23 protein-coding genes and 1 pseudogene are annotated in these 22,724 nt (G+C 59.7%); 8 read left to right on the top strand and 16 right to left on the bottom strand.

All coding sequences use genetic code 11. The features are described 5' to 3' along the window. Positions 1–72 precede the first annotated feature (72 nt). From NKJ75_RS06010 to NKJ75_RS05990, 5 genes are all read left to right on the top strand, one after another. Positions 73–840, top strand: coding sequence for a hypothetical protein (locus tag NKJ75_RS06010; protein WP_023825853.1), 768 nt, complete (start codon positions 73–75; stop codon positions 838–840). A 393-nt stretch (positions 841–1,233) separates the two neighbouring features. Then, positions 1,234–1,629 (top strand): avidin/streptavidin family protein, encoded by a 396-nt coding sequence (locus NKJ75_RS06005; RefSeq protein ID WP_023692446.1) that lies wholly within the window; start codon positions 1,234–1,236, stop codon positions 1,627–1,629. 303 nt (positions 1,630–1,932) lie between these two features. Further along, positions 1,933–2,148, top strand: a complete 216-nt coding sequence (locus NKJ75_RS06000) for a hypothetical protein (RefSeq protein ID WP_023692447.1) — start codon at positions 1,933–1,935, stop codon at positions 2,146–2,148. Between the two features lie 404 nt (positions 2,149–2,552). Next, on the top strand, positions 2,553–2,825 hold the full coding sequence (locus tag NKJ75_RS05995; RefSeq protein WP_155923938.1) for a hypothetical protein: 273 nt from the start codon (positions 2,553–2,555) through the stop codon (positions 2,823–2,825). Positions 2,826–2,939: 114 nt separating this feature from the next. Beyond that, a complete protein-coding gene (locus NKJ75_RS05990) occupies positions 2,940–3,023 on the top strand; it encodes a MucR family transcriptional regulator (RefSeq protein WP_081731033.1) in 84 nt (27 codons plus the stop codon). Between the two features lie 169 nt (positions 3,024–3,192). Here NKJ75_RS05990 and NKJ75_RS05985 read toward each other — a convergent pair whose 3' ends face one another. The 15 genes and pseudogenes from NKJ75_RS05985 to NKJ75_RS05915 form a co-directional block, all read right to left on the bottom strand. Further along, positions 3,193–3,471 carry a DUF2274 domain-containing protein gene (locus NKJ75_RS05985; RefSeq protein ID WP_023692449.1) on the bottom strand — a complete coding sequence of 93 codons (279 nt, stop codon included), beginning with the start codon at positions 3,469–3,471 and terminating at the stop codon, positions 3,193–3,195. Between the two features lie 13 nt (positions 3,472–3,484). Continuing rightward, complete coding sequence (locus NKJ75_RS05980; RefSeq protein ID WP_023806697.1) at positions 3,485–4,702, bottom strand: TraB/TrbI/VirB10 family type IV secretion system protein; 1,218 nt, start codon at positions 4,700–4,702, stop codon at positions 3,485–3,487. Between the two features lie 10 nt (positions 4,703–4,712). Then, positions 4,713–5,741, bottom strand: coding sequence for a P-type conjugative transfer protein TrbG (trbG, locus tag NKJ75_RS05975; protein WP_031198762.1), 1,029 nt, complete (start codon positions 5,739–5,741; stop codon positions 4,713–4,715). Further along, positions 5,731–6,462 carry a conjugal transfer protein TrbF gene (trbF, locus tag NKJ75_RS05970; RefSeq protein ID WP_023711815.1) on the bottom strand — a complete coding sequence of 244 codons (732 nt, stop codon included), beginning with the start codon at positions 6,460–6,462 and terminating at the stop codon, positions 5,731–5,733. Before trbF ends, trbG begins: the two co-directional genes overlap by 11 nt. Further along, positions 6,463–7,785 carry a P-type conjugative transfer protein TrbL gene (gene trbL / locus NKJ75_RS05965; protein ID WP_352499334.1) on the bottom strand — a complete coding sequence of 441 codons (1,323 nt, stop codon included), beginning with the start codon at positions 7,783–7,785 and terminating at the stop codon, positions 6,463–6,465. A 36-nt stretch (positions 7,786–7,821) separates the two neighbouring features. Next, positions 7,822–8,547 carry a P-type conjugative transfer protein TrbJ gene (gene trbJ / locus NKJ75_RS05960; protein ID WP_023669263.1) on the bottom strand — a complete coding sequence of 242 codons (726 nt, stop codon included), beginning with the start codon at positions 8,545–8,547 and terminating at the stop codon, positions 7,822–7,824. Continuing rightward, positions 8,544–10,994, bottom strand: a complete 2,451-nt coding sequence (gene trbE / locus NKJ75_RS05955) for a conjugal transfer protein TrbE (protein WP_023711817.1) — start codon at positions 10,992–10,994, stop codon at positions 8,544–8,546. The genes trbJ and trbE overlap by 4 nt, the downstream gene beginning before the upstream one ends. Further along, entirely contained in the window at positions 10,988–11,260 is a 273-nt protein-coding gene (locus NKJ75_RS05950; RefSeq protein WP_023689361.1) for a VirB3 family type IV secretion system protein, read from the bottom strand. Before NKJ75_RS05950 ends, trbE begins: the two co-directional genes overlap by 7 nt. Further along, a complete protein-coding gene (locus NKJ75_RS05945; RefSeq protein WP_023711818.1) occupies positions 11,260–11,568 on the bottom strand; it encodes a TrbC/VirB2 family type IV secretion system protein in 309 nt (102 codons plus the stop codon). Before NKJ75_RS05945 ends, NKJ75_RS05950 begins: the two co-directional genes overlap by 1 nt. An 11-nt stretch (positions 11,569–11,579) precedes the next feature. Continuing rightward, entirely contained in the window at positions 11,580–12,548 is a 969-nt protein-coding gene (gene trbB / locus NKJ75_RS05940; protein ID WP_023711819.1) for a P-type conjugative transfer ATPase TrbB, read from the bottom strand. Further along, positions 12,545–12,958: a hypothetical protein gene (locus NKJ75_RS05935; RefSeq protein WP_023711820.1), complete on the bottom strand. Its 414-nt coding sequence runs from the start codon at positions 12,956–12,958 to the stop codon at positions 12,545–12,547. The genes trbB and NKJ75_RS05935 overlap by 4 nt, the downstream gene beginning before the upstream one ends. Positions 12,959–13,077: 119 nt before the next feature. Beyond that, positions 13,078–15,108: a conjugal transfer protein TraG gene (locus tag NKJ75_RS05930; protein WP_023711821.1), complete on the bottom strand. Its 2,031-nt coding sequence runs from the start codon at positions 15,106–15,108 to the stop codon at positions 13,078–13,080. A gap of 438 nt (positions 15,109–15,546) precedes the next feature. Further along, positions 15,547–16,565 (bottom strand): annotated as a pseudogene (locus tag NKJ75_RS05925) (IS110 family RNA-guided transposase). Positions 16,566–16,902: 337 nt separating this feature from the next. Beyond that, a complete protein-coding gene (locus NKJ75_RS05920) occupies positions 16,903–17,904 on the bottom strand; it encodes a ParA family protein (RefSeq protein ID WP_023711822.1) in 1,002 nt (333 codons plus the stop codon). A gap of 257 nt (positions 17,905–18,161) precedes the next feature. After that, positions 18,162–18,431: a site-specific integrase gene (locus tag NKJ75_RS05915; protein WP_023806689.1), complete on the bottom strand. Its 270-nt coding sequence runs from the start codon at positions 18,429–18,431 to the stop codon at positions 18,162–18,164. 245 nt (positions 18,432–18,676) lie between these two features. On the opposite strand from NKJ75_RS05915, the gene NKJ75_RS05910 reads away from it, so the two are divergent. From NKJ75_RS05910 to NKJ75_RS05900, 3 genes are read left to right on the top strand one after another with little or no spacing between them, the layout of a single operon-like run. Next, complete coding sequence (locus tag NKJ75_RS05910) at positions 18,677–19,198, top strand: KwaA family protein (RefSeq protein WP_023711823.1); 522 nt, start codon at positions 18,677–18,679, stop codon at positions 19,196–19,198. After that, positions 19,199–20,068: a hypothetical protein gene (locus NKJ75_RS05905; RefSeq protein ID WP_023711824.1), complete on the top strand. Its 870-nt coding sequence runs from the start codon at positions 19,199–19,201 to the stop codon at positions 20,066–20,068. It abuts the gene before it with no gap. Positions 20,069–20,072: 4 nt separating this feature from the next. Beyond that, positions 20,073–20,729 carry a hypothetical protein gene (locus NKJ75_RS05900; RefSeq protein ID WP_023806687.1) on the top strand — a complete coding sequence of 219 codons (657 nt, stop codon included), beginning with the start codon at positions 20,073–20,075 and terminating at the stop codon, positions 20,727–20,729. Between the two features lie 103 nt (positions 20,730–20,832). On the opposite strand, the gene NKJ75_RS05895 is transcribed toward NKJ75_RS05900, so the two are convergent. Next, on the bottom strand, positions 20,833–22,722 hold the full coding sequence (locus NKJ75_RS05895) for a hypothetical protein (protein ID WP_352499333.1): 1,890 nt from the start codon (positions 22,720–22,722) through the stop codon (positions 20,833–20,835). Positions 22,723–22,724: the final 2 nt, after the last annotated feature.

The raw sequence follows: 22,724 nt of genomic DNA, 5'->3' as shown, positions 1-22,724 counted from the left end.
ACCGGCGCGATCCGATTGAAATGGCGACTGACGCGTATGGCTTTTTGAACGCCGTCGAGTACAACTCTCGCTATGGGGATCTCGCTCTATCGACAGTTCCGGAAAACCTTAAAGGGGACGCCGCTCACCGGGCGCTATATGCCCTACAATTGGTCGAACTTGCCCAATCCGATTGGCGTCCAATGGATGGCGTATTCGTGGATGCTCGACGAATTTGGGCGTGAGCTCGCCAATACCATCAATAGATTTACCAACGACGTCCATAGCCTGACAGCTTGGTCAAGGGTGATCCAGTCGCTAACGCAGAAGAAACAATTTGACGCGACCCATGAATTCATCGACACACTCGCCACCAACGCCTTGAACTCTCCCTATGTAGTCAAGGGGCGCTTCGGCTTCGCCGCCGCCCATCTGTGCCATCAGGCGAATATGCTCAAGCGGCCAGCCACCTGGAGCGACGACCTGCCGCTCGACTACGACATCTATCCCCACGTGGCTGACAAGTATGGCAAGTCTTGGCGAGGCTACAAAGGACTTAAGCGCGCGCTTGACGCCATTGGCGCAAGTGCCTTCCGCGGTGGCACCGACGATTTCCGCAATGCCTACAATCATCGTTTCTCGCCGCGGTTTGTGGTTGGAATGACGCAACTCGTAACGCGGATCGTCAACGAGAAGACGGGCCAGGTCCGTTACGGGTTCGGCGGACGTGAGCCGCTCGACCTTGCCAAGATTGTGACCTTGCTGGAGCGAGAACAGATGCTGTTCTACGTCGCGTTCGCTAGCTTCCAAGAACTCGTACGCGAACACGAAGCGGCAATCCGAGAACAAGCCCAATGCTAGTCAGCGAATGTTCAGTGGCGCAGGGGGAGTGCGCCGATCTGAGGGGTGCATTCAATATCTGCGTCTAGAAACTGCCGTCCGGTGCGGGCAACAATTCTGTCTGAAATCAGATCCTGGACAGAGTCGTTCTTCTATTGCCGGCAACAAAGCGCAATGCGGGACAGAAAGATTGGTTGGAATGATGGATTGGCTCCGGAGGGGCGGCGGTCTCTTGTCGCCGTCGTCAGCGCATTGGATTCATCGGCCATGACGAGTGGTGAATCTAGGCTGGCTGGTTTTCTGTCTTGATTGCTTATCACCCCTTTTTCTCCCACAACTGACGGAACGTGCCTTGCTTCGTCAAGCTCCCTTTGGATATAAGCCACACAAGGTCGACCTTGGGAGGAATGTAACGTGCGAAAAGTTGAGACGGCGCTCAAGCTGCTTTCGATGACTTCAGGCAACGGTCCCGACTTTGCCGGACATTGGAAAAACGAGCTTGGTTCGAAGATGTTTCTTGCCGTTGTGGGGAACAAAGTGTCCGGTTCATATACGACCGCGAAAAGCGGGAGCGGGAAGTCCTTGACCGGAGACGTGGCCGGATTTGTAAATGGCGATCTAATCTCGTTTGTCGTCGCCTGGCCGGTAGCAGCGATAACTGCTTGGGTAGGGCAACTGACTACCGCTGCAGATGGTTCAGACGTTCTCGACACTCTTTGGCAGATGACGCAAAACGTTGCCGATGCCGAGGAACCCGACGATATGTGGGCTTCAATCAACGCAGGTGCGGATCAATTCGTTCGGGAATAGCCGCTGCCAGGTTTCGGCTGTTGCTCTCGCTCGAAGGTTCGGCGATGGTGGACCTGTGATCTGACGAAGGCTAGAATAGCCGGTCTTACCTGTCCCGGATGTATAAGTTCGTCAGACCATTTGGCGCACCGATTTTGACCGCAGCTTGCCAATTGCGAGGATTTCCGCAACTTGGCAACAAGGACGGCGTCTGGCTGACCTTGTTCCTCGACCACCTGGCCCGATCCGGATCTAGCCGCCGAATTGGCAGCGGTGCCCTGGGCGCGCCTGGGTATCAGGACGGTGATTTCAGCGGAGAATCGTATGACGAGGCTGCTGCATCAGACGACCGAGGGGCTGAGCGAAGTGGCCGTGCCTGACTTCACCTTGGCGCAAGTGCGTGAACATCTCCGCCGGTCCGGCCGCGATCCTAAGTTCCTCCCTGACGACGTGCTGCTGTCGCTTACACGTCCCACATTGGCGGCGATCTATTGCCGAATTCCCGGAAGCGAGCGCTGGGCCGGCTGTCAGCGAATATGAGCTAATCGATCGGATATTGGCGAAGGGCGACGATAGAGAACCGCACCCAGGCGCGTTCCATGCCAGCGACGGATATGCTTTGCTCCGTCTCGCTGGCACGCTACTTGATGGGAGTGCGATCTATCCGTGGACGGCCAGCGTTGCTGCCAGACTGGCCGTTGCAGACGCGACTCGCGATCGGCTCATCACCGCCGGCGTGCTGCGTCCCGCGCAGAGTCGGCCGCCTACCTGTTGTTGGAGCTCATGCCGAAAGGGCAGCGGACGTCCTGCTGGGCGACCACGCCGCAGCGCCGGTTCCCGTTCGCCATCAAATTAGGCGCTTGCTGTGCCGTGCCGCACCACGGCGACGCTTGGTCGAGACGATCACTCGCATGAGCGAGTGCACAGACAGTTCGGACCGTCTGATGGTCGCCGAACTTGCGGGATGGATGCCGATCGAGGAGTCTGTGGAGTTTCTCGAAGGCTTGGTCGACGGCGAGTCAGAAGCGGTTGAAAAGGCGGCTCTGGTCGCGTTGCGACAGCAACAGGCCGACGCCGAGACCGCAGAGCTCATCGCCGCTTTGCCGGACCAACCGCAACCGCGGCAGTGGGCTTGGCTACATGCCCTAATTCGGCGTGGCGACCCCGCTCACCTCGCAGACCCCAAGCCATCCGCGTTCGATCCATGCTTTGCTTGACCATCTTGGGGAATATTTCCGGGAGGAAGCGAATTCGCTGCTCAAGAAATGATCGAAGGAACTGGCGGACGCGCCGAAAGGCTCGAGAAAAACTCCCACCGGTAGATCGCACGCATGCACGGCCCCGATACATACCAGGCGAGGTGGGGACTGGCGAAGGACTATCCCGTGGTCGCCCTGAACTATTCGGCCGCCTGATAAGCGCTGCAAAATCGTTAGGTTTGGGAAGGAAGGCTGCTCCGGCCAAGAAAACCTACCTCAACGCGTAAAGCGAAAGCCTGATCTCAATTTTGCGAAGCGCTCGCTGGGACCGGCCGCAACGCGGTCAGGATCAAGAACCTAGCGTGCGACCAAACGACACCAAGCGCTACCCGTTGTCCAGCGTGGAAGATGATTGCCTTCGTGGTTTCTCCGACGCGCCAGCGCCCAGTAAACCTTCCTTTCTGGCCTTGGCAAATGCCCGGTCACCTTCCAGAAATCCGACCAGCATAAAGGGGATCAGTTCAGCCACGGTTTCGGACTCGCCATAGGTCTGACGGTAAAGTGCGGCATAGTCATTAAGTGCTTGGCTCAAGTCGGCGCCAACGGTGATGGTGATCTTCGAAGGTGTCCGGTCCGGAAGTTTTCCGAGTTTCAAATTAGCCATCAAGTCCTCCTGTTCACCCCGTATATGGCCGCAACACGAGGTCCTTGTGCACGACGACGCGCAACGGCCAACCAGGGCGGACAGTGATCGTGGGTTGGACGTTCAGGTTCTTTTCCGTGATCCGTTGGCCGGCTTGACTGACGTTCTGCTGGGCGGATTCACGAATTGCCTTGACCAAGTCGCTTTCATTTTCCCCAAAGCTCAACTCGGTACCAACCCCCAGCAATGTGGCCACCGCGACTCCCTTGATCAGCTGCCAAGTATGGAAATCCACCTTGTCCTCAAGCCCGGCATAGCCGGCCGCGTCGGTCACGGGCAGATTGTCGATTTCGGTAGAGGAGCCGTCCGGCATCACGATGCGTTGCCACACCAACAGAGCGCGCCTTTGCCCAAAGGCTACAACGCTGTCGTAGGTGCCGATCAGCCGTGAGCCCTGCGGGATGAGCAGGATGCTGCCGGTGACGCTGTCGTGCACATTCTCGGTGATCTGGGCGACGACAAGGCCGGGCAGATCGGAATTGATGCCGGTGATCAGGCTTGCAGCGATCACGCTACCGGCCATGATCTGATAGGGCGAAGCCGGCGTCTGCAGTGCATGCGGGTTGTAGATCCCGCCGGTGTTCCGTTGATCGATGAAATCGAGCTTGCGCTGTTGATTGTTCTGGTCGCCCTCGGCCGGCGCGACGGAAGCTCGCTGGCCTTCGGCATCTGGCTGCGGAGACGCCGTCTCGAAAGGCGAACGTCCGCCCTGCCCATTGCCAAAAGCTTCCGCCTGCTGGGGCCGGTTTTCGATGCGGAAGAGGACTTGCGACTCGCGCGCCTCAATCGCTTGTTGTGCAAGCCGCTGCGCCTCGGCGGAAACGTCTTGCCCAGGTGCGATGCCAAGCTGGCGCTGGTGCTCGAGAATAGGACGGCCGAGATCCCCGGGCAGCGGCGGTCCAAGCACCGGAGCCTTCGGCTTGCTCCCGGAATAGTCCTTGGGCAGCGATTCAAGTCCCTCGGCGGTCGGCTTGCGGTCCGTGCTGTAGAGCTCTTCGGCCTGCTGTTTCAGGCGCAATGCGGGTCCCCGCAGCGCCATCATCGTGACGCCAAAAACAGCGCCGGAACCAACAGCAGCGATCGCGACGATTATGCCGCGCCTGAACCGCACCGCTCGGCGGGGCGAGGCTCGCAGCTGCAGCTGTTCGGGATTGAGCTTCGGCGGAGCATTCGGATGGGAAGTATCGGTCATGAGCCTCCCCTCACCTGCCAAAACGCGAAAACAGCGAAACCCGCCGCGGCGGTTTCCGACCGTCGGTTCTCGTAATGCGCACCACCTGCTGCTGTTTGGTGCCCAGCCTTAGCTCGGCCGCAGCAAAGAGGCGATCGACGATGTAGTAGTTGCCGCGCATGCGATAGTTGACGAGCTGGTTGTCCCCGTCGGCTCCGACGATGAAGAGCGGCGGCGCCTCACCTTGGTCTATACGGCGCGGGAATTCGATATAGACCCTGCTGCCATCATCAAAGGCGCGCGTCGGTCTCCATGGTGGCGTGTCGCCGGCGATCGAATAGCGGAAGCGGATGTTTTCGAGTGCTACGTTCGAGGCCGCGGGCATTTCAGCCTCGGCCTGGGCGTTGCGCCGCCGAAGCGCCACGAGTTGGTCTTCGCTGTAAATCCAGGAGAGCGCCGCCATGGCAGTTTTCTCAGTGCTTTGAAGCTGCAGGTGATAGGATCGCCTGTCCGTCGTGATGACCAGATTGGTGGCAAGCCCGGGCGCGAATGGCTTCACCAGCACATGAGTGCGCTGGTCATCGCCTGAGCCACTAACGGTGTCGCCGATTACCCAACGGACCGTATCGCCGGCTGAGACCGAGGTCAGCTTCTCGCCCCGCTGCAATGAGATATCGGTGACGCGCTCCGGCGCGGCGTAGAGCTGGTAGAGCGCGCCGTCGGCAAAGGGGTAAACCTGCACCGCATTGACATAGCCAAACTTGGTGGGTTGTTGCGTCGCCGCCTTGTTGGCATCGGCGACCTGTTCTTCCGGCGAGCGCTTATCTGGGCCGGGCTTGCCGGGTGCGGGCATCAACTGACCAGGCAACGGTAACGGTTTCGGCACTTCCACGACCTTGATCGGCTTCTCCGGCGCCTTCTCGATCGCGGCTGGTTCGAAGTCCTCGTGGTCATAGGAAATCTGAGGCGGCGGCACTGGCTTCGAGGCACAGGCCGAAAGAACCGCAGCAGACGCCGACAGGATCAAGGCAGCACGAAGCAATGGGGCTCTATTTGTCATTGGCGGGCTCCTTAGGGGAAAAGGGGGTTGGCGCGGCGCTGTCGAGCTCGCGCGACCAGTCGATGGCGTTGATGAAGACGCCGAGAGGGTTCTTGCGCAGCTGGTCAGTGTTCGTCGGCGAGCGGATCACTATGGTGAGGATACCTGTCCAGCGCGTCGTGCTCGAAAGGCTACCACGCTCAAAAATCTGCTCGGTCCATTTGACCTGGAATGAACTGTCGGAAGCCCTGACGACGCTGGTCACCTGCACCGACACGCTGCGCGTGCCGATCTGACTGAACGGGTCGTTCGCCTTGGCATGCTCGTTGAGGAAAAGCGCCGCGCGGTCGGTGGCGAAATCATAGGCCGACAGCCAGTTCTGCCGCACCAGCACCGGATCGGTGGAGATGGAGCGGACATTCTGGATGAAGCGGCCGAGATGCCAGGCGATCTGGGCATCGTCAGGCTGGTAGTCCTGAATTGCCGGCGCGACGGCGCGCGCCTCACCAAAACGGTCGACCTCAACGACGTAAGGCACAAAGCGGCCCTGCGCCGACTGCCATAGAAGCCCGCCGGAAAGCCCCGCGGCCAAGGCCAGGCAGCCAAAGGCCATAAGGCGCCAGTTCCTCGCCTGCACGCGCGCTGTGCCGATGCGTTCGTCCCAGAGCTGACCGGCCTTTTGATAAGGTGTTTCAGGCTCGGACGTCTTTCCGTAACGCTGAACGGGTCGCTTGAAGAGCATCTAATCTTCCTTGTCGTTGAGAGAGGGGTTGGCGCCGCTTCCGCCCCGATCGCCATCGCGCACCACCTGCGTGGCAGCATGGCGATGGGCGCGCGCGGCCTGTTCGGAGCGCAGACGCCTTGCCCATGGAGGCGCCGGGGTTGGATCCGCAGCGGGCGAACTTCCGCTCATCGAGCTGAACGGCGTGCCACCGGTCGCTGTCCAGCCGGCATCGCGGCCGGCGTCGGCGCTGCGTCGGAAAGGCTCTGAAGCAGATCGCATTCCCTGCATCGCGGCGCCGCCAGCGGCACTCGCAACCCCCTGCAGCCCAGCAGCTACCCCGGACAGCCCGGACTCGGGCGATGTCGCGCGCCCCGTTTGCCAGGCGACGGTGGCAGCGGACCCCATGGCGGCGCCGGCACGGACTGCGGCGAGGCCGCCGGCTGTTGCCATGCGCGCGCCGGCAAACGCAGCGCCTCCGGCAACGAGCGTTGATCCAGCTGCGGCCGCCGTTGTTCCAAGTGCCGCGCCGGCGCCAAGCTGCGGCGCGCCGGAAACGAGACCCGAGGCAATCCCGGGGCCGAAAATGCCGAGCCCAAGCAGCGCCAGCGCACCCAGCACCTGAGACATGGCCGCCGCCAGGTCCGGCTCCTGGCCCTGCAGGGTGGAAGCGAACTCGCCAAAGAGCGTGGAGCCGATGCCGACGATGACGGCAAGCACCATCACCTTGATGCCCGACGAAATCACATTGCCGAGCACGCGCTCGGCCAGAAACGCCGAACGGTTCCAGAGCGCGAAGGGCACCAGGACGAAGCCGGCCAGCGTGGTGAGCTTGAACTCGAGGATGGTGATGAAGAGCTGGATGGAAAGAATGAAGAAGGCGATGAGGACCAGGAACCAGGCCAGAAGCAGCACGAAGATGGTGAGCGCGTTACCGAAGATCTCGGGGAAGCCTACTAGCTGGCTCGCTTGATTGAGGAGCGGCCAGGCGCCCTCGAAGCCGGCCGCGGCAATGCGGCCTGGCCGCAGGAGACTGTCGGCGGACAGGTTGCCGGCCGATGCGTTGATGCCGAGACCGGCAAAGGAGCGGTAAATTATGTCGGCGAGGTTCTTGAAATTGTTCAGGACGAAGGCGAAGGCGCCGACATAGAGCACTTTGCGAACAAGCCGGCCGAGAATGTTGGGCTCGCCGCCGAACGCCCAGACCAAGCCCGCGAGCGTGATGTCAATGCCGATCAGAATGGTGGTGAGAAAGGCGACGTCGCCCGAAAGCAGACCGAACCCACTGTCAATGTAGCGGGTAAAGGTCTCCATGAAGCGATCGATGACTCCGAGGTCGTTCATGTCGCCGCCTTCCTCGTTGTCTTGAAGAACTGCCGCTCAGTTGCCGGGATAAGCCGTGCCGGTGCCCAGGAAACGCTTCGTCGTCTCGCGAGCGGCTTCCTCAGACTGCGCCTTGCGCGCCGCATCCTCGGCCTCGGCCCGGAACTGGGTCGCAAGCAGCGTCTGGATCTGCATCTGCTGCTTGGTCGAAAGCGCGATCAGCTGATTGGTAGCCTGGCTTGCCTCGAGGGCACCTGCCGCGCCCTGACTGCGATTGACGAGATCGGTAAGCAGGTCGCCATCGGCCTGCACGTTCTCGACGATCTGCGACTGCGCGCTCATGGTCTGGCGGAACGCCTGCATGGCGCTCTGCCAGCGCTCGCGCGCGGCGCTCGCCACATCGCTGACCTTGATGGTGGCGTCGTAGCTTTCCGGATATTGCTGGCGCCACTGGTCCTGCAGCTTGTCGAGATCGAAGCTCAGGCCGCTCGCCTGGGTCATCAGACCGTCAATCCGTTGGAGCGAGCCGGTAAGCTGGCCCACGGAAGAGAAATCCAGGCGCTGAAGGTTGCGCGCCATGTTCTGCAGCATGGTCGCCTGGTTCTGAAGCGACTGGATTTGGTTGTTGATCTGCTCCAATGCGCGTGCTGCCGACAGCACATTCTGCGTATAGTTGGACGGGTCAAACACGATGAGCGCATAGGCCGGCTGGACGTAGTCAGCCATCGGTTTGGCAATCAGGGAAACGGTGACCAGGCTAGTAAAAAGGCGGCGTCCGATCATGACGATTGCTCCTTGTTAGGTTGAGGAAATTGCTGGAGAAGCTCGGCAGCCCAATCCAGGCCGCGCGCACTGAAGAAACGGGCGGCAAAGCTGCCCTGCCCTTCTTCGGAAAGAATATTGTCGATCAGGGTCTGGGCGGCCGGGTCGGAGGCGCCGCAAAGCGCAAGAGCGATCGGGCCTAGCCCGAGCTCGAAGAGGCGATTGCCGCGGCGCGACTGCAGATAGTAGTGGCGCTTCGGCGTGGCGCGGGCGACCAATTCGATCTGTCGCTCATTAAGACCGAAGCGCTCATAGGCTGCCCGTGCCTGCGGCTCCACCGCACGATCATTGGGGAGAAAAATGCGCTGCGGGCAGCTCTCGATGATTGCGGGTGCGATAGAAGAGCCGGCGATGTCGGCAAGCGACTGCGTCGCGAAGATGACGGAGACGTTTTTCTTACGCAGCACCTTAAGCCATTCGCGGATGCGGGCGGCAAAGAGCGGGTTGTCGAGATAGACCCAGGCCTCGTCGAGCATGAGCAGCGTCGGCCGCCCGTCAAACCGGTCCTCAAGACGATGGAACAGATAGGTGAGCACAGGCAGCACAGCGCCTTGGCTGTGCATCAGCTCCTGGGTTTCGAAACACTGCACATCCGAGATGGCCAGCCGGTCGTCATCGGCATCGAGCAGTCGGCCGAATGGTCCGTCGAGCGTGTAGGGCATCAATGCCGATTTGAGCGCATTGGACTGAAGCAGGACCGACAGGCCAGTCAGCGTGCGTTCCTGCGCCGGCGCGGTGGCGAGGCTGGTGAGCGCCGACCAGATTGCCTCCTTCACCTCCGGGGTGACGGTGACATTCTCGTGGGCAATGAGGCCGGCGATCCATTCGGCCGCCCAGCTCTGTGTGGCCGGGTCGTCGATGTGGCGCAGCGGCTGGAAAGCAAGCGCACCATTCGCACCCAACGCATGGTGGTCGCCGCCCATGGCAAGCGCGGCGGCGCGGGCCGAATTGCCTTTGTCGAAGACATAGATTTGCGCGCCAGCGTAGCGCCGGAACTGCAAAGCGATCAGGGCAAGCAGAACCGACTTGCCGGCACCGGTCGGCCCGACAATCAGCATGTGGCCGACATCGCCGATATGGGTCGAAAGCCGAAACGGCGTCGAGCCGCTGGTTTCGGCGAAAAGAAGCGGCGGAGCGTGATCGCCGGTGACCTCGGCAAGGTGCTCGTTCTCCGCTGGACCTGCCCACACGGACGACAGCGGCACGAGATGGGCAAGGTTAAGCGTGTGAACGAGCGGCTGGCGAACGTTGGCGTAGACATGACCCGGCAATGAACCAAGCCACGCTTCGACGGCATTGATGCTTTCGCGAATGGTGGTGAAGCCGAGCCCGTTGACGATCCGCTCGACGGCGCGAAGCTTTTCCGCGGCGGCTTTACGGTTCTGATCCCACACCGTCACCGTTGTGGTGAGATAGCCGAAGCCGACATGATCGCCGCCCAATGCCTGCAGTGCTGCATCGGCATCGAGCGCCTTGTTGTCGGCGTCGCTGTCGACGAGAGGCACCGGTTCGTTGGTCACCACCTCGCGCAGAATAGCCGCGATCGATTTGCGCTTGGCAAACCACTGCCGGCGGAGCCGAGTCAGCGTCTTCGTGGCTTCCGCCTTGTCGAGTGGAATGAAGCGCGTCACCCAGCGATAGGCGAAATCCTGGTTATTGAGCGCATCAAGGATTCCTGGCCGGGTGACGTTCGGAAAGCCGAGAACTGTGAGCGTGCGCAGATGCTGCTCGCCCAGCATCGGCTCTAGGCCGCCGGTCAGCGGCGCGTCAACCAGGACGCCGTCGAGATACATTGGCGTTTCCGGCACGGCGACCGGATGACGGCGTGTCGAGATCGTGCCGTGCAGGTAAGTCAGGGTCTCGGCATCGTCGAGCGCGCGCACCTCGGGCACGAAGCCCGAAAGAAGATCGAGAACGCGGTCAGTCTCGTCTCGGAACCGGGCAAGCTCCTGGCGCCAGTCTCTTTCCCCTCCCAAGTCATGCGAGTCGACGAGAGCACTTTCCGCGCGCGCTTGGCCATCGGGCCCGGGCATGAAGACCAAGGTCAGATGATAGATGCTCTCGAAATGCGCGACCTTGCCCTCGAAGGCCGCGCGCCGTTCCTCATCGATCAGCCATGAGGCAGCATCGGGAAGGGCCGAGCTCGCATAGCCCAGCGCTTCGATGCGCTCGGCCTCGAAGAATAATGCCCAGCCAGAGCCGAGCCTTCTCAGCGCATTGTTTGCCCGCGCGCATATGCCGATGAGTTCGGCCTCCGTCGCGCTTTCAAGGTCGGGGCCACGAAACCGCAATGTCCGTTGGAAGCTGCCATCCTTGTTGAGCACGATGCCGGGCGCGACGAGTGCTGCCCAGGGCAGATGGTCGGCAAGCCGGTCGGCTTTGCCGCGGTATTCGGAAAGCTTCAGCATGCAAGCCAGCCCTTTTGACGAAGATGACGGACAAGCACGCTGGCAAAATCCGGATCACGCCGTGCGGCAAAGACCGCGAGCGTGTGGCCGGCGATCCAGAGGATCAGACCGGCAATCCACTGCTGCAGGCCAAGGCCGATGGCGGCGGCCACCGTGCCATTGAGGATCGCCACCGCCCGCGGCGCGCCGCCGAGCAGGATCGGCTCGGTGAGCGCCCGATGGACCAGAACCTCGAAGCCTTCGATATGCTGCTCTCCGGTGCTCATCAGACGACTGCCCCGCCGCCAAAGGAGAAGAAGGAAAGAAAGAAGCTCGAGGCCGCGAAGGCGATCGACAGGCCGAAGACGATCTGGATCAGCCGGCGGAAACCGCCCGCCGTGTCGCCGAACGCAAGGGTAAGGCCAGTGGTTATGATGATGATCACGGCAACGATCTTGGCCACCGGCCCCTGCACCGATTCCAGGATCTGCTGAAGCGGCTGTTCCCACGGCATGCCGGAGCCGGCAGCGTGAGCCTGGGCCGTGAGAAGAAGCGCGACGGCGGCGGACGAAAGAAAGCAAATTTTCTTGCGCATGAGATGACCTTTCAAAGCTGCTGGAGTTGCGGAAGAGTGAGCTGGCCAACGGCGTAGTCGCCACTGCCGTCGAGACCCGTGACCTCGGCGATCGCGTCAACGCGGCGCGCGGGTCCTCTTCCGGCAATAAAGATGACCAAGTCGACGGCATCGGCGATCAGCCGGCGGGGAACGGTGACAACGGCTTCCTGAGCGAGCTGCTCAATACGATAGAGTGCGGAGCGTGCCGAATTGGCGTGAACGGTGGCAATGCCGCCGGGATGTCCGGTGTTCCATGCCTTCAGCAAATCGAGCGCTTCCGCGCCTCTGACTTCGCCGACGATGATGCGGTCGGGCCTCAGCCGTAAGGTCGAGCGTACGAGATCGGCGAGTGTGATGGAGCCCCGCCTCGTCCTCATGGCAACGCAGTCCTTGGCCGCGCATTGCAGCTCGCGGGTGTCCTCAATCAGGATCACCCGCTCATCGCATTCGGCGACTTCTGCCAGTAGAGCATTGGTAAGTGTCGTTTTGCCCGACGATGTGCCGCCGGCGACCAGGATGTTGCGCCGCTCGCGCACTGCCTTCCTCAGGGCATCAGCCTGCAGCGGGAGCATGACGCGATCGGCGACGTAGTTGGCCAGCGTGTAGAGTTTTGCCGCCGGTTTGCGGATGGCGAAGCATGGCGCCAGCACGACCGGCGGTAGCAGACCCTCGAAACGCTCGCCTGAGGGTAGTTCGGCACTGACGATTGGGTTGTCCGCATGCGCCTCGGCGCGCACGTGAGAGGCAACGAGGCGGACGATGCGTTCGGCCTCGGAAGGATGCATATGCACGCCGGTATCGACCCGGCCTTCTCCCAACCGGTCGAGCCGCAGCGCGCCGTCGGGGTTGACCATCACCTCGATGACGGTCGGATCGGCAAGGGCCTCGGTGATCGCGTGGCCCATGGCTGTGCGCAGCATGGCGCGGCGGCGGTGGTCGGCTGCGGGATGAGAGCTCATCCTTCGCCTCCATTGCCATTGCCGTTGCCAAGCGAGCGCTTCCCGGAGGCGATCTGGCGACCGACCTGCTCGACGAATTTGTCAAAGCGCTCTTGGGCAATCGCCTGTGTCGCCCGATCCGGGACCGGCGTGTGGGAATGAAGCGTAATCGAAAAGCGTATGAAGAGTGCGAGGCTCTCCAGGATCACCTCGACATCGGTTCGGATATGGTCGAGGTCGCGAGAAAGACGGTCGAGACGCCTGCCATAACGATTGTCGAGTTCGTTCTCGCCACGCCGCTCGATGAAGGCCTCGACTGCTTTCGCAACGATCGCCGATTTTGTGGTCGACGGGTTGCGGCTCAGCGTTTCCAGCTTCTCGCTTAACGCGGGTTCGAGCAGAAACTGGTGGCGAATGCGATGGGGCTTCATGGGGCTCGTTCCGACTGGCCGGCGCTGATGCGCCGGCGGCGGCAACGAACATCGCCGATATCTGAAAAATCGCTTATGGGCGTTATCTACGCTGAGATACGCCTGAGCTGCGAAAGCGCTTAGAAGCCGGGGATGATGTCCTTGTCGTCGCCCCTTCCCTCGTTGATACCGTAGGCGCTGGCTGCGGTGGAAACCCGGTCCATGACGCGCTTGTCTGCGAGTGCCTCGGCGTCATCGTCGGCCAGATTGAAGAGGTCGTCTTGATCAGGCTCCTGAGAGACGACGACGTGGTCTTCAGGCAGGCCGGGATGACGCTGCTGTTGCACGCCGCCGTCTTCTTCGATTGCCGCGCCGGCGTTTTCGTCATCTGCAGCGAGACGGCGGTCAACACTGCGGACTAGTCCGCTCCAATCGTCGGGGCGCGACGCAGGACAGTCCGCGTACAGACCGTCGCGCAACACCGGCGCCGGCAGCACCCGTTCGGTGAAATTCTGGTCCTCGTAGTAGCGGAGCTTGTTCGCACGGATCGGCGGCAATCCTGATATCAGCACCAGCTCGTCCGAAGGCGGCAATTGCATCACCTCGCCTGGTGTCAACAGCGGTCGCGCAGTTTCCTGGCGGCTCACCATGACGTGCGAAAGCCAAGGTGCCAGCCGATGGCCGGCATAGTTGCGCATGGATCTGAGTTCCGTCGCTGTACCGAGCGCGTCCGAGATGCGTTTGGCCGTGCGCTCGTCATTGGAAGAAAAGGCAATCCGCACATGGCAATTGTCGAGAATGGCGTTGTTCTCGCCATAGGCCTTGGAGATCTGGTTCAAGGATTGAGCGATCAGATAGGCGCGGATGCCGTAGCCTGCCATGAAGGCAAGCGCGGTCTCGAAGAAATCGAGGCGTCCGAGCGCCGGGAATTCGTCGAGCATCATGAGGAGTTGATGCCTGCGGCTCTTCTTCGGGTCACCCTCCAGGCGCTCAGTCAGCCTGCGGCCGATTTGATTGAGCACCAGTCTCACCAGCGGCTTGGTGCGCGAGATGTCCGACGGCGGCACGACCAGATAGAGCGACATCGGCCGCTCGGCATCCATCAGGTCCGCAATGCGCCAGTCGCAGGCCGATGTTGCCGCGGCCACGGTCGGATCACGATAGAGACCGAGAAACGACATGGCGGTCGAGAGAACGCCTGAGCGCTCGTTCTCTGATTTGTTAAGCACCTCGCGAGCCGCCGAGGCCACGACGGGATGGACCCGAGGTTTGTCCGCCGTGCCGAGGTGGTTGGTGGTCATCATCCGCAGCAGTGTCGTGGCAAACGAGCGTTGCGGATCCGACAGGAAAGTGGCGACGCGGGCGAGCGTCTTTTCTTCTTCGGCGTAGAGCACGTGCAAGATGGCCCCGACCAAGAGTGAATGACTAGTCTTCTCCCAATGATTCCGCCGCTCCAGCGCGCCTTCCGGATCGACGAGAATGTCGGCGATGTTCTGAACGTCGCGGACCTCATCTGAGCCCCTGCGCACTTCCAGCAGCGGGTTGTACCGCGCCGACCTTGGATCAGTCGGGTTGAACAAAAGGGAGTACGAGAACATCGACCGCCAGCCGGAGGTCAGCTGCCAGTTCTCGCCCTTGATGTCGTGAATGACGGCCGAGCCGGTCCAGGAAAGAAGAGTTGGAACGACCAATCCGACGCCCTTGCCCGAACGTGTCGGCGCAAAGGCCATGACGTGTTCCGGCCCGTCATGGCGCAGATAGTGATCCTTCAGCTTGCCAAGGAAAACACCGGCTGGTCGAAACAGCCCTGCCTTCTCGATCTCGCAAGACACGGCCCATCGCGACGAGCCATAAGTGGTGACTAGGCCGCGCTGCCGCGCACGCCAGAGGGAGCCAGCGATGGCGGCCGCGCAGCCCATGAAGCCTGTGGTGGCCGCAAGCATCCCGGCCGTGTCGAAGACCTCGGGCGCGTATGCGTCGAAATGGAACCACCACTCGAACAGTTGCCACGGCTTGTAGATCGGCCATCCGGCTGCGACAAACCATGGGGGTCCGAGTTGCGGCTGATAATCTAAAGTTTGGGCGCACCATTGAGTCGCTGTCCATACGCCGAGAATGACGATGGCGAACACAACGACTATCTGACCGACAAGGAGCTTCGTCGGTGTCATGGGCGCAGCCTCCGAGTTTTGTTAAACGGAAGCAGGATGGCGTGACGTTTCAGAATATTGAAGATACCCAATATACGCGCCCGTGCGATGCAGTGAACGTTGCAGGCTTAGAAGATTGGGGGCGCCAAGAAATGTCATCGCGAAGGCACGAGCGAATGACTTGTATGGGGCCGTGTATGGACGGCTCTCCGTTGGCAAGGGATTCTTTGAGCGTTGCCGTTGCTGGTTGGTGCGGCCATGTATCCGACCTGTAGGTGCGGCCTATCATGTGCCGCTGGCCATAATGCCATTCGCGCGTCTCAGGTCCCGATCGTAAGCTCGCACTCAAGGTGCACGGCCCCAGTGGGTTTTCCTGATCCGGCGGTATCAACCGGCTTTGTGCATTAGCTCCTGTCCGCCCTTTCCAACCTCGTCAGCGATCGCTCGCCTTATCTTGTTCTATGCGATGACCGGCTCCCTGTAGCGCTCGCCGTTCGTCATCAGTGCCCAGACCATCCGGGCGGTCTTGTTGGCCAACGCAACCGCCGCAACCTTGGCTGTTCGCCGCGCCATCAACTGCACGAGCCATGGCCTCCTGGTACCGTTGCGCTCGGCATAGCGGATGACCGCCATCGCACCCACCACGAGCAACTGCCGCAAGTAGCGATTGCCGGCCTTGGAGATACTGCCGAGCCTCTCCTTCCCCCCGCTCGAGTGCTGCTTCGGCACGAGTCCGATCCATGCCGATAGACAGCGCCCCGACTTGAACGCATGCGCATCGGCGACCGTAGCCACGAATGCACTTGCCAGCAGCGGGCCGACGCCTGGGATTTCCATCAACCTGCGACCAAGCTCGGTCTCACGCGCATTCGCCCGAACCCTACGATCGTTTTCGAGGATTTGTTTCTTCACGACCCTGAGCTGCGCCTCAAGCGAGGCATAGCCGCGCGTCAGCTGGTATCCTGGTCTCGTTCTCGTCGTTGACGACCACGAGCAGTTGCTCAATCCCATTCCGCCCGATCGGCGCTACGATCCCGAACTCGGATAGGTGTGCCCGCAACGCGTTCGATATCTGCGTGCGCTGGCGGTTGAGCATCAACCGGACCCGGTGCAGCCATCATCACACTTTGCTGCTCGGGTGATTTCGCAGGCACGAAGCGCATGGTCGGCCGAGTGACCGCCTCGCAGATCGCCTCTGCATCTGGGGCATCATTCTTCTGCCGCTTCAGATAAGGCTTCACATATTGTGCCGGCAGTAACCTCACATCGTGACCACGTGCGATTAGCTCGCGAGCCCAATAATGCGACGAGCTGCAGGCTTCGATACCGACCAGGCAACGTGGCAGGCTCTCGAAGAATGCCATCACGCGCCCACGCGTCAGCTTCCTGCGAGCGACAACCTCACTCGCCGCATCCACCCCGTGGATTTGAAACACTGACTTCGCAATATCCAGACCAACCGTCGTAACGTTGCCTATCATAGATCTCCTCCAGCTTCTGGCCCAACGATCATACCGCAGGGCGGGAGGAGAGCCGTCCACCGCATCATCTGCCGACTGTCCGGTTCTGGCCGAGAAACTCAGAAAGCCGCCGTTCGGCACCCGACCCCAAGTCAGCCCTTCGGTTTGATCATGTCGTCGCCCGAAACTTGCCGTTCGTTCGATTCCAATAGTGGACTGAGTTAGGAGCACTTCGAGACCGATCTCGGTCGAGAATCGTATCGGCTGTTGGGAGTATATTTCGACTCTTGCAGCGGCCCAAAGCAATACCCATCCCCCAATTCAATGCAGAAGTATGAGGTCAATCAAGCAATCTCTAAGGCCAAGCGGAAACTGAGTTGAGGGTGTCAACTATCTCTGCAAAATGATCGGCCGAATCCCTAGCCTTCGCAAGATGAGCACCGCGAACGCCATCGCTAGAATTACAGTAGAAGATCGGCTTCTTGGCGTCCATAGAATATGGAACAAGGCTGTGAAGATTTGGGATCAAACCCAGTTTATAATCATCATCGTGCCAAACCTGTACTTGATTCAGAGGAGTAAGCTTTTCGATAATGTTTGCGCGAATCGCAGGCTCGAGTTCGTTCCCGTAAATTTGCCAACCTTCCGTCATCCCAACAGCATTTGAACGTACGTTATGCTGTTGAACGACGTAGCCAAGGTAGCTCGGTCTCCCCTTGGGGATAGAGAGAGTGGGGTCCTTCCATGCGGTATTAGTTTGATCCCACTCTTTCCGCCATCCGACCAGCTTGTTGCCGAGGTTTTCCGTTCCTTGAATGGAAAACAGGTCGGGAGCCAGAGGCGTGATGAAGTAATCCGCCGAGGCTAGAACAGCTCGGTTCAGCGCGCCCAGGTTGGGACCGAGATCCAACAGCACCAAGTCTGCGCGGACTTTCTCGCTAGCCCATTGAATGTAGCGATGGATTGCAGATTGAGCTCGCACCGCAGGCTCGTTGCCACCTCGTGCAGCACTCCAGGTGTCGCCCAATGTGTCTTCAAAATCGCTGAGTCGAAGATCCCCCGGCACGAGATACAGCTTGCCCTGAGCGTGTGGAACCGGACTAGGCTGTCTCTGGCGAATGTCGCCGATGCCTCGTGCGACACGCTCAATGGCTCGGTAGATACTGTTTCCCTCCGTGCCCCACGATTGTCGAATAGCAGTGTCGCTCAAGCAATATGCACTCAGGTTACATTGACTGTCGCAATCGACCATCAGGACGGTGAGCCCGCGCGCGGCGAGAAGATGCCCAACATGATACATGTAGGTCGTTTTTCCGACACCGCCTTTGTTATTGAAAATCGCAATGCTCTTGGTCATTTGAAATTCCTTTTGTTCGTGATGACCATAAGCGGCCCACGGTCGGTTCGCCACAGATATGAAATTAATCTTCCTCGAATTGCGGTACAAATGTGGAATGTCCTCAGGCCTCCGCATAAGAGCAGTCAAGGTCGTGCATTGGGAATGCCAGCAATTCGTTGAATTTTACGGTTCTCCTCGATGTGCTTAAACGGCTGAAACGTCGCATGCCCAGCTCAAGAGCTGTCCGTCCGCTTCCCACCCCACAATTGTCGAAGCTACCCGGTATTCCACGTGTCAGCGCGAGTCCCTATCTCCGGTCGGGCGACCACATCGCGAATCCTGATCTTGACCAGGTCACAACCGCGAAGCTTGCTGTCGATTGCTAGATCGAATAGCGCACGGTCCCGAACGCGTCTCTTGCGATCGAGGAAAAAGCGAATTGCCCAGATCTGCTTCTGGTTGAACGGACGCTTGGTGACGACCCTCTTTCCGGCATTCCAAGCTGCGCGCTCGCGACTGGCATCATCGAATTGAGAATGGCCCATGTGAGTTCTCCTCGGCCTTGATTGGCCGAGAGAGAACGTCGCACGACACTACCGCTCAGGGGCCGTAAACCTGAATGGCAGCTTCGAGAGCAGATGCCGATAAAAGCTGCCATGGGACCTAAGATCGGAACAGGGCGGGCCCGATAGAGGGCCTTATCAGGACGAAGCGATCTCTTCGCCTAAAAACGCTGTGGACTTCTGTAGTCGTATCGCCGCCGAATGCTGCAACGTGATAGAAGAGCCAAATGTTCAATGTTTTTGCCAGACTAGTCTTCACAAGCACGGCCCTCGCCCCGGTCGGATTGACCTATGCTTGGGTTGCGTGGGTTGAATGTGCGCCCCAGACGGCAAAATTCATCCTGACAGGCTGCCTAATCCTTTGTGTCCTATGCGTCGGGATTCTCTGGAGCGCTAAACGCTCACTGCCCGCGTCTAAATTCAAAGCAGCGTCAATCGAGGCTGCGGACCATGAGAACACCGCGTTTCTCCTCCTCTATGTAATGCCGCTATTCACGTCGCAATTCAACACACTAGATTGGAAATTCTGGGTGCCAACTGTCGCAATATTTGGCGTGATAACCGCCACTGGGTACAACTACCATTTCAACCCCTTGCTTGGCTTGCTTGGGTGGCACTTCTACAAAGTCCAATCTGCTGAAGGGGTGACTTTCGTGCTGATAACGAAGAAACATCTTCGCACTGCCGCCACGGAATTGCAGGTAGGCCAGCTCACAGAATACATTCTGCTCGATCTGGGGGGAAAATAAATGACTCAACTCTACGCCGTATGCCGTCCGGCCGAGATAGCCGAAGTCAGACACATTCAATTGGCCAATCCGCTGCAGGCCCAACTAAACGGGGTGTTCGAAAACCAAGAAGCTCAATTCATGGCCGGCATCGCCAACGAAATTGCATTCACGGGCGATTGGATTCCAGACAGCGAGGATGTGCTCTTCATCCAAAGCCTGCCAGAGGCACAAGCGCTGCTAGCTGCAGCGGACCAGAACGCGGTCGCACTTCCCGTACTCGATGTCGCCAATTTTCAAGATCAATCCGTCAAGGGCCTATTCGCCGTCCTCGGCAATGGCCCAAATCGGCGGCTCTTGATCCAGAACTTTGGCCCGCAACAGGTGCTATCTAATCGTTTCGCGTTTTTATATGAGGGCGATGTTTTTCGACGGCTCGTCGAACCGGCATTCTCACTGGATAATAAATTGGTAGCAACCGTCGACGCGATAGGACTGGTCCGGTTCAAGAGTTACTCCATGTTACGGCGCGTCCTCGATATGTCCCCTGTCTTCCGAGACGCAACCGATCCTGAGCTAGCTGCATTTTGCGGCCACGCTAGCCTCGCCATCGGGGATGCTGCGGCGTTCGTAGCCGGAGCTGATGAAGGTATCCGAAAGCACGTTCTTGCAATCACGAAGACCAACGTTCTTGGAAATCACCCGGTCGCAAATATTCAGGCGCAGGCAGTGGCTATAGGATTTCCAATCGCCGTAAATGCAGGCCGTATCGAGATACCAGCCGATCGAAAAGGCGCAAAGGCTCTATTCAGTTTCCTACTGAATAAGGTCTATCTCGGGCCTATCGACCAACAGCTCTTCATAACCAATTCAAACCGACCTCTGGCCTAGCCCAATGAGTTGGGAAACGAGGGCTGCGAATAACCTGCTCCCGCTCAGTTGGGACAAGGGCAGCCTTTCGCAAGCTCTTCGCGAGTGGCGCTACACTGGTGACTACCATGACCTCGAAGCGCCCTCCGCTAACTGTGAACTCTGTGATCATCCCGACATCCGCTACCAATTCGAAATCCGCAATTTGCATACGGCCGCAAGGCTGCTGATCGGATCTGAATGCATTCATCGCTTTGGTATAGCTGCGACCGACGAAGAAGGCCGCACCTTAGACACGCTCGCCACTCGTAAGAAGGTCGATCGAGATCGGCGACAACTTGTCGAGGACGCGCGCCGCAGGCGATTAGTAAGCGCGCTTGTGGCGCTGGCGAACGTTGAACCCAATTTCGATGTTCATTCCTTTATAGACTATTTGCAGACGCGGGGTGCATTCACCCCCAAACAACTGGCGACCGTTCTCTGGAGGTTAAGAAAGAAAGGCGTCGTGCACAGCCCTCAAGACTTCAAGCTCACGATCCGCCGAGGCCGGGAAAAAGCGCAACTTTTGTCCCTGAAGGACTGGGAAATGGCGCTCGTTAAGCCGTGCCTCACGACCGAACAGTCAGCCTACCTCGAGAAAGTTGCTCATCGAAGGAGTGGCCTCGACCATCTGCTTGACTAAGCCAAATTGCCGCTCCGGAAGCGTATAGATTCGATCTCGCAAACACCGATCTCTGAGTTGTGCGCCTTCACTGGTATCGGTATGCGTCAAAGGAAAGCTAACATTACCGCAGTTCATGCGGCGTCTTGCGATTGGCTTGAATTCTGGCCACCACAATATGGTATTTTACCTTAGATCCATCCGGCACCTTTTGCTCCACACTGATCTGTTCGGAAATGTGCGGTTGATGGCCTTTCCGATCCGTGAGATCTAGCACCAGGAGGAAACCGAAACAGACACCGGTCGTCAGATAGCCCGTCGCCTGGCCGGCATACCGCTCCGCAAGTTCCGCATTGTTGAGCACGTTGTCGTCCCTCTTCACCTCCACGATCGACTTGACGCCACGATATTCGAGAGCGATGTCAGCGCGACCGCCACCGGAGTCACGGGCTTCGGCTCGGAACGACGGTGCGTCCGACATCGTGAGGAACTTCAGGAAATCTAGTTGAAGGTCGTGTTCGACCGGCAGATCGGCGCCGCGCCGAAACACGTACTCAGCAGACGGGTCGGTACTTCTGCCAACGTTGGCGCGAAAATCGAGAAAACGCACAATGAGCGTACACATGTGTTCCAGCAGCGCTCGGGGATGGTCGCGCTGGTAATCGGGATTGTCCGAGAGCTTCTCAATAACGGCGGCCCACAGCTCTGCCACTTGCCGATTGCGATCCATCCCCACGTCGAACTGCGCTGCGGTCATGGCGGCTGTAGCTGCGTCGAGGCCGGCTTTCTTGAGGACATCGACCAGCCAGCCTTCAGTCGATTCGTCAAAAGGGCTGCGATGGATAGCTCCGGCCAGTGAATGTTGCACCGTGTCGCGTAGTTGTCCGACATTCGGAGCGAGATCGCTATCAACGTTCTCGGCGAGCCATTGATTTAAGGTCTGCAGATAGTATCGCCGCTTCTGCAGCGATTGGACGAGTGCCTTTCGTCCGAGAATATCGGCGCCGTGGCCATCGGATCGAGAGAACACGCTCTCACTCGCAAAAAAGATCGATAGCAACTCGTCCTCGATCACAATGGCCGCTTGCAGCCAGGTGTCCTTTGTGAACGTGTGAGCAGCCATGGCTAACTTCGTGGCCATCGACAGCCAGTGAAAACGCTCGCGCGATGGCGCCCCGAGCCATGACTGGGCGGAGTGGCGATCGACGGCAAAGGCTGAGTACTCGATGGCTGCCCTACGAAGTTTAGGCAAATCCAACGCAAGATCGGAGTGCAGTCCTCTGTTCTGCACATCGATCAGAACAGACGTACAGATATCATACAGCGCAGCATCCGAACGTCCTTCGCTCGCCGCCAGGGAACGGCGAAACCAACCCTGCGCCGCCGTCAAGGCTGACATGAGCGCGTCCTGCGTTCTGGCCAGCAACCCGTCTTGCAAGCGATCAAGTCCGAGCTCAAGGGTAGCTTCGTCTGCTGCCTCGCCCACATGCGCCAGGTTGGAGAGAAGGTCTCGGAAGTCGTCATCGGGGTATCGACGCAGAATGGTGCCCGTGACCTTGGCGACGTGACGCAGATAGGCCCCGTCGTCGTCTGTCGTGACGGCCAGAAGATACGACTGCAGGCGCCTGACCAAACTGTGGTCGCCCTGCACTACGACAAGCGCGCCGCGCAACGCCTGCGATCGCATCCAGCTATGTTCAGACCGGGGCTCGAAACGGCGGCGGAAGATTTCCCACGCACTGCGCCCGAGAGCCTGCGGTATTGTGGGCAGTTCGTCGAGGCAGTCGACCATTTCCGCAACAGAGGTGGCGTCATCCTCTCGCTCGAGTATCCGCAGCAGCGCGCGCTGAACGGCGGCCGCGGTCACCCAGCGGGTCATCCAGCAGAACGCGTCTGCGCGCGCGGTTTCGGAAGACAGGGCCTCAATCGCGGCCAGCAATTCGTTCTCTTGAGCCGTTCCCGGGTCTAGGATGGGCGTGCCTTCCGTCGTCAGGAGCTCGAATCTGTCTTCCATCG

The sequence above is a fragment of the Mesorhizobium sp. M0058 genome, assembly GCF_040323095.1.
GTDB lineage: Bacteria > Pseudomonadota > Alphaproteobacteria > Rhizobiales > Rhizobiaceae > Mesorhizobium.
Note: the sequence above shows the minus strand (reverse complement) of the source record. Positions and strands in the feature narration are given on the sequence as shown.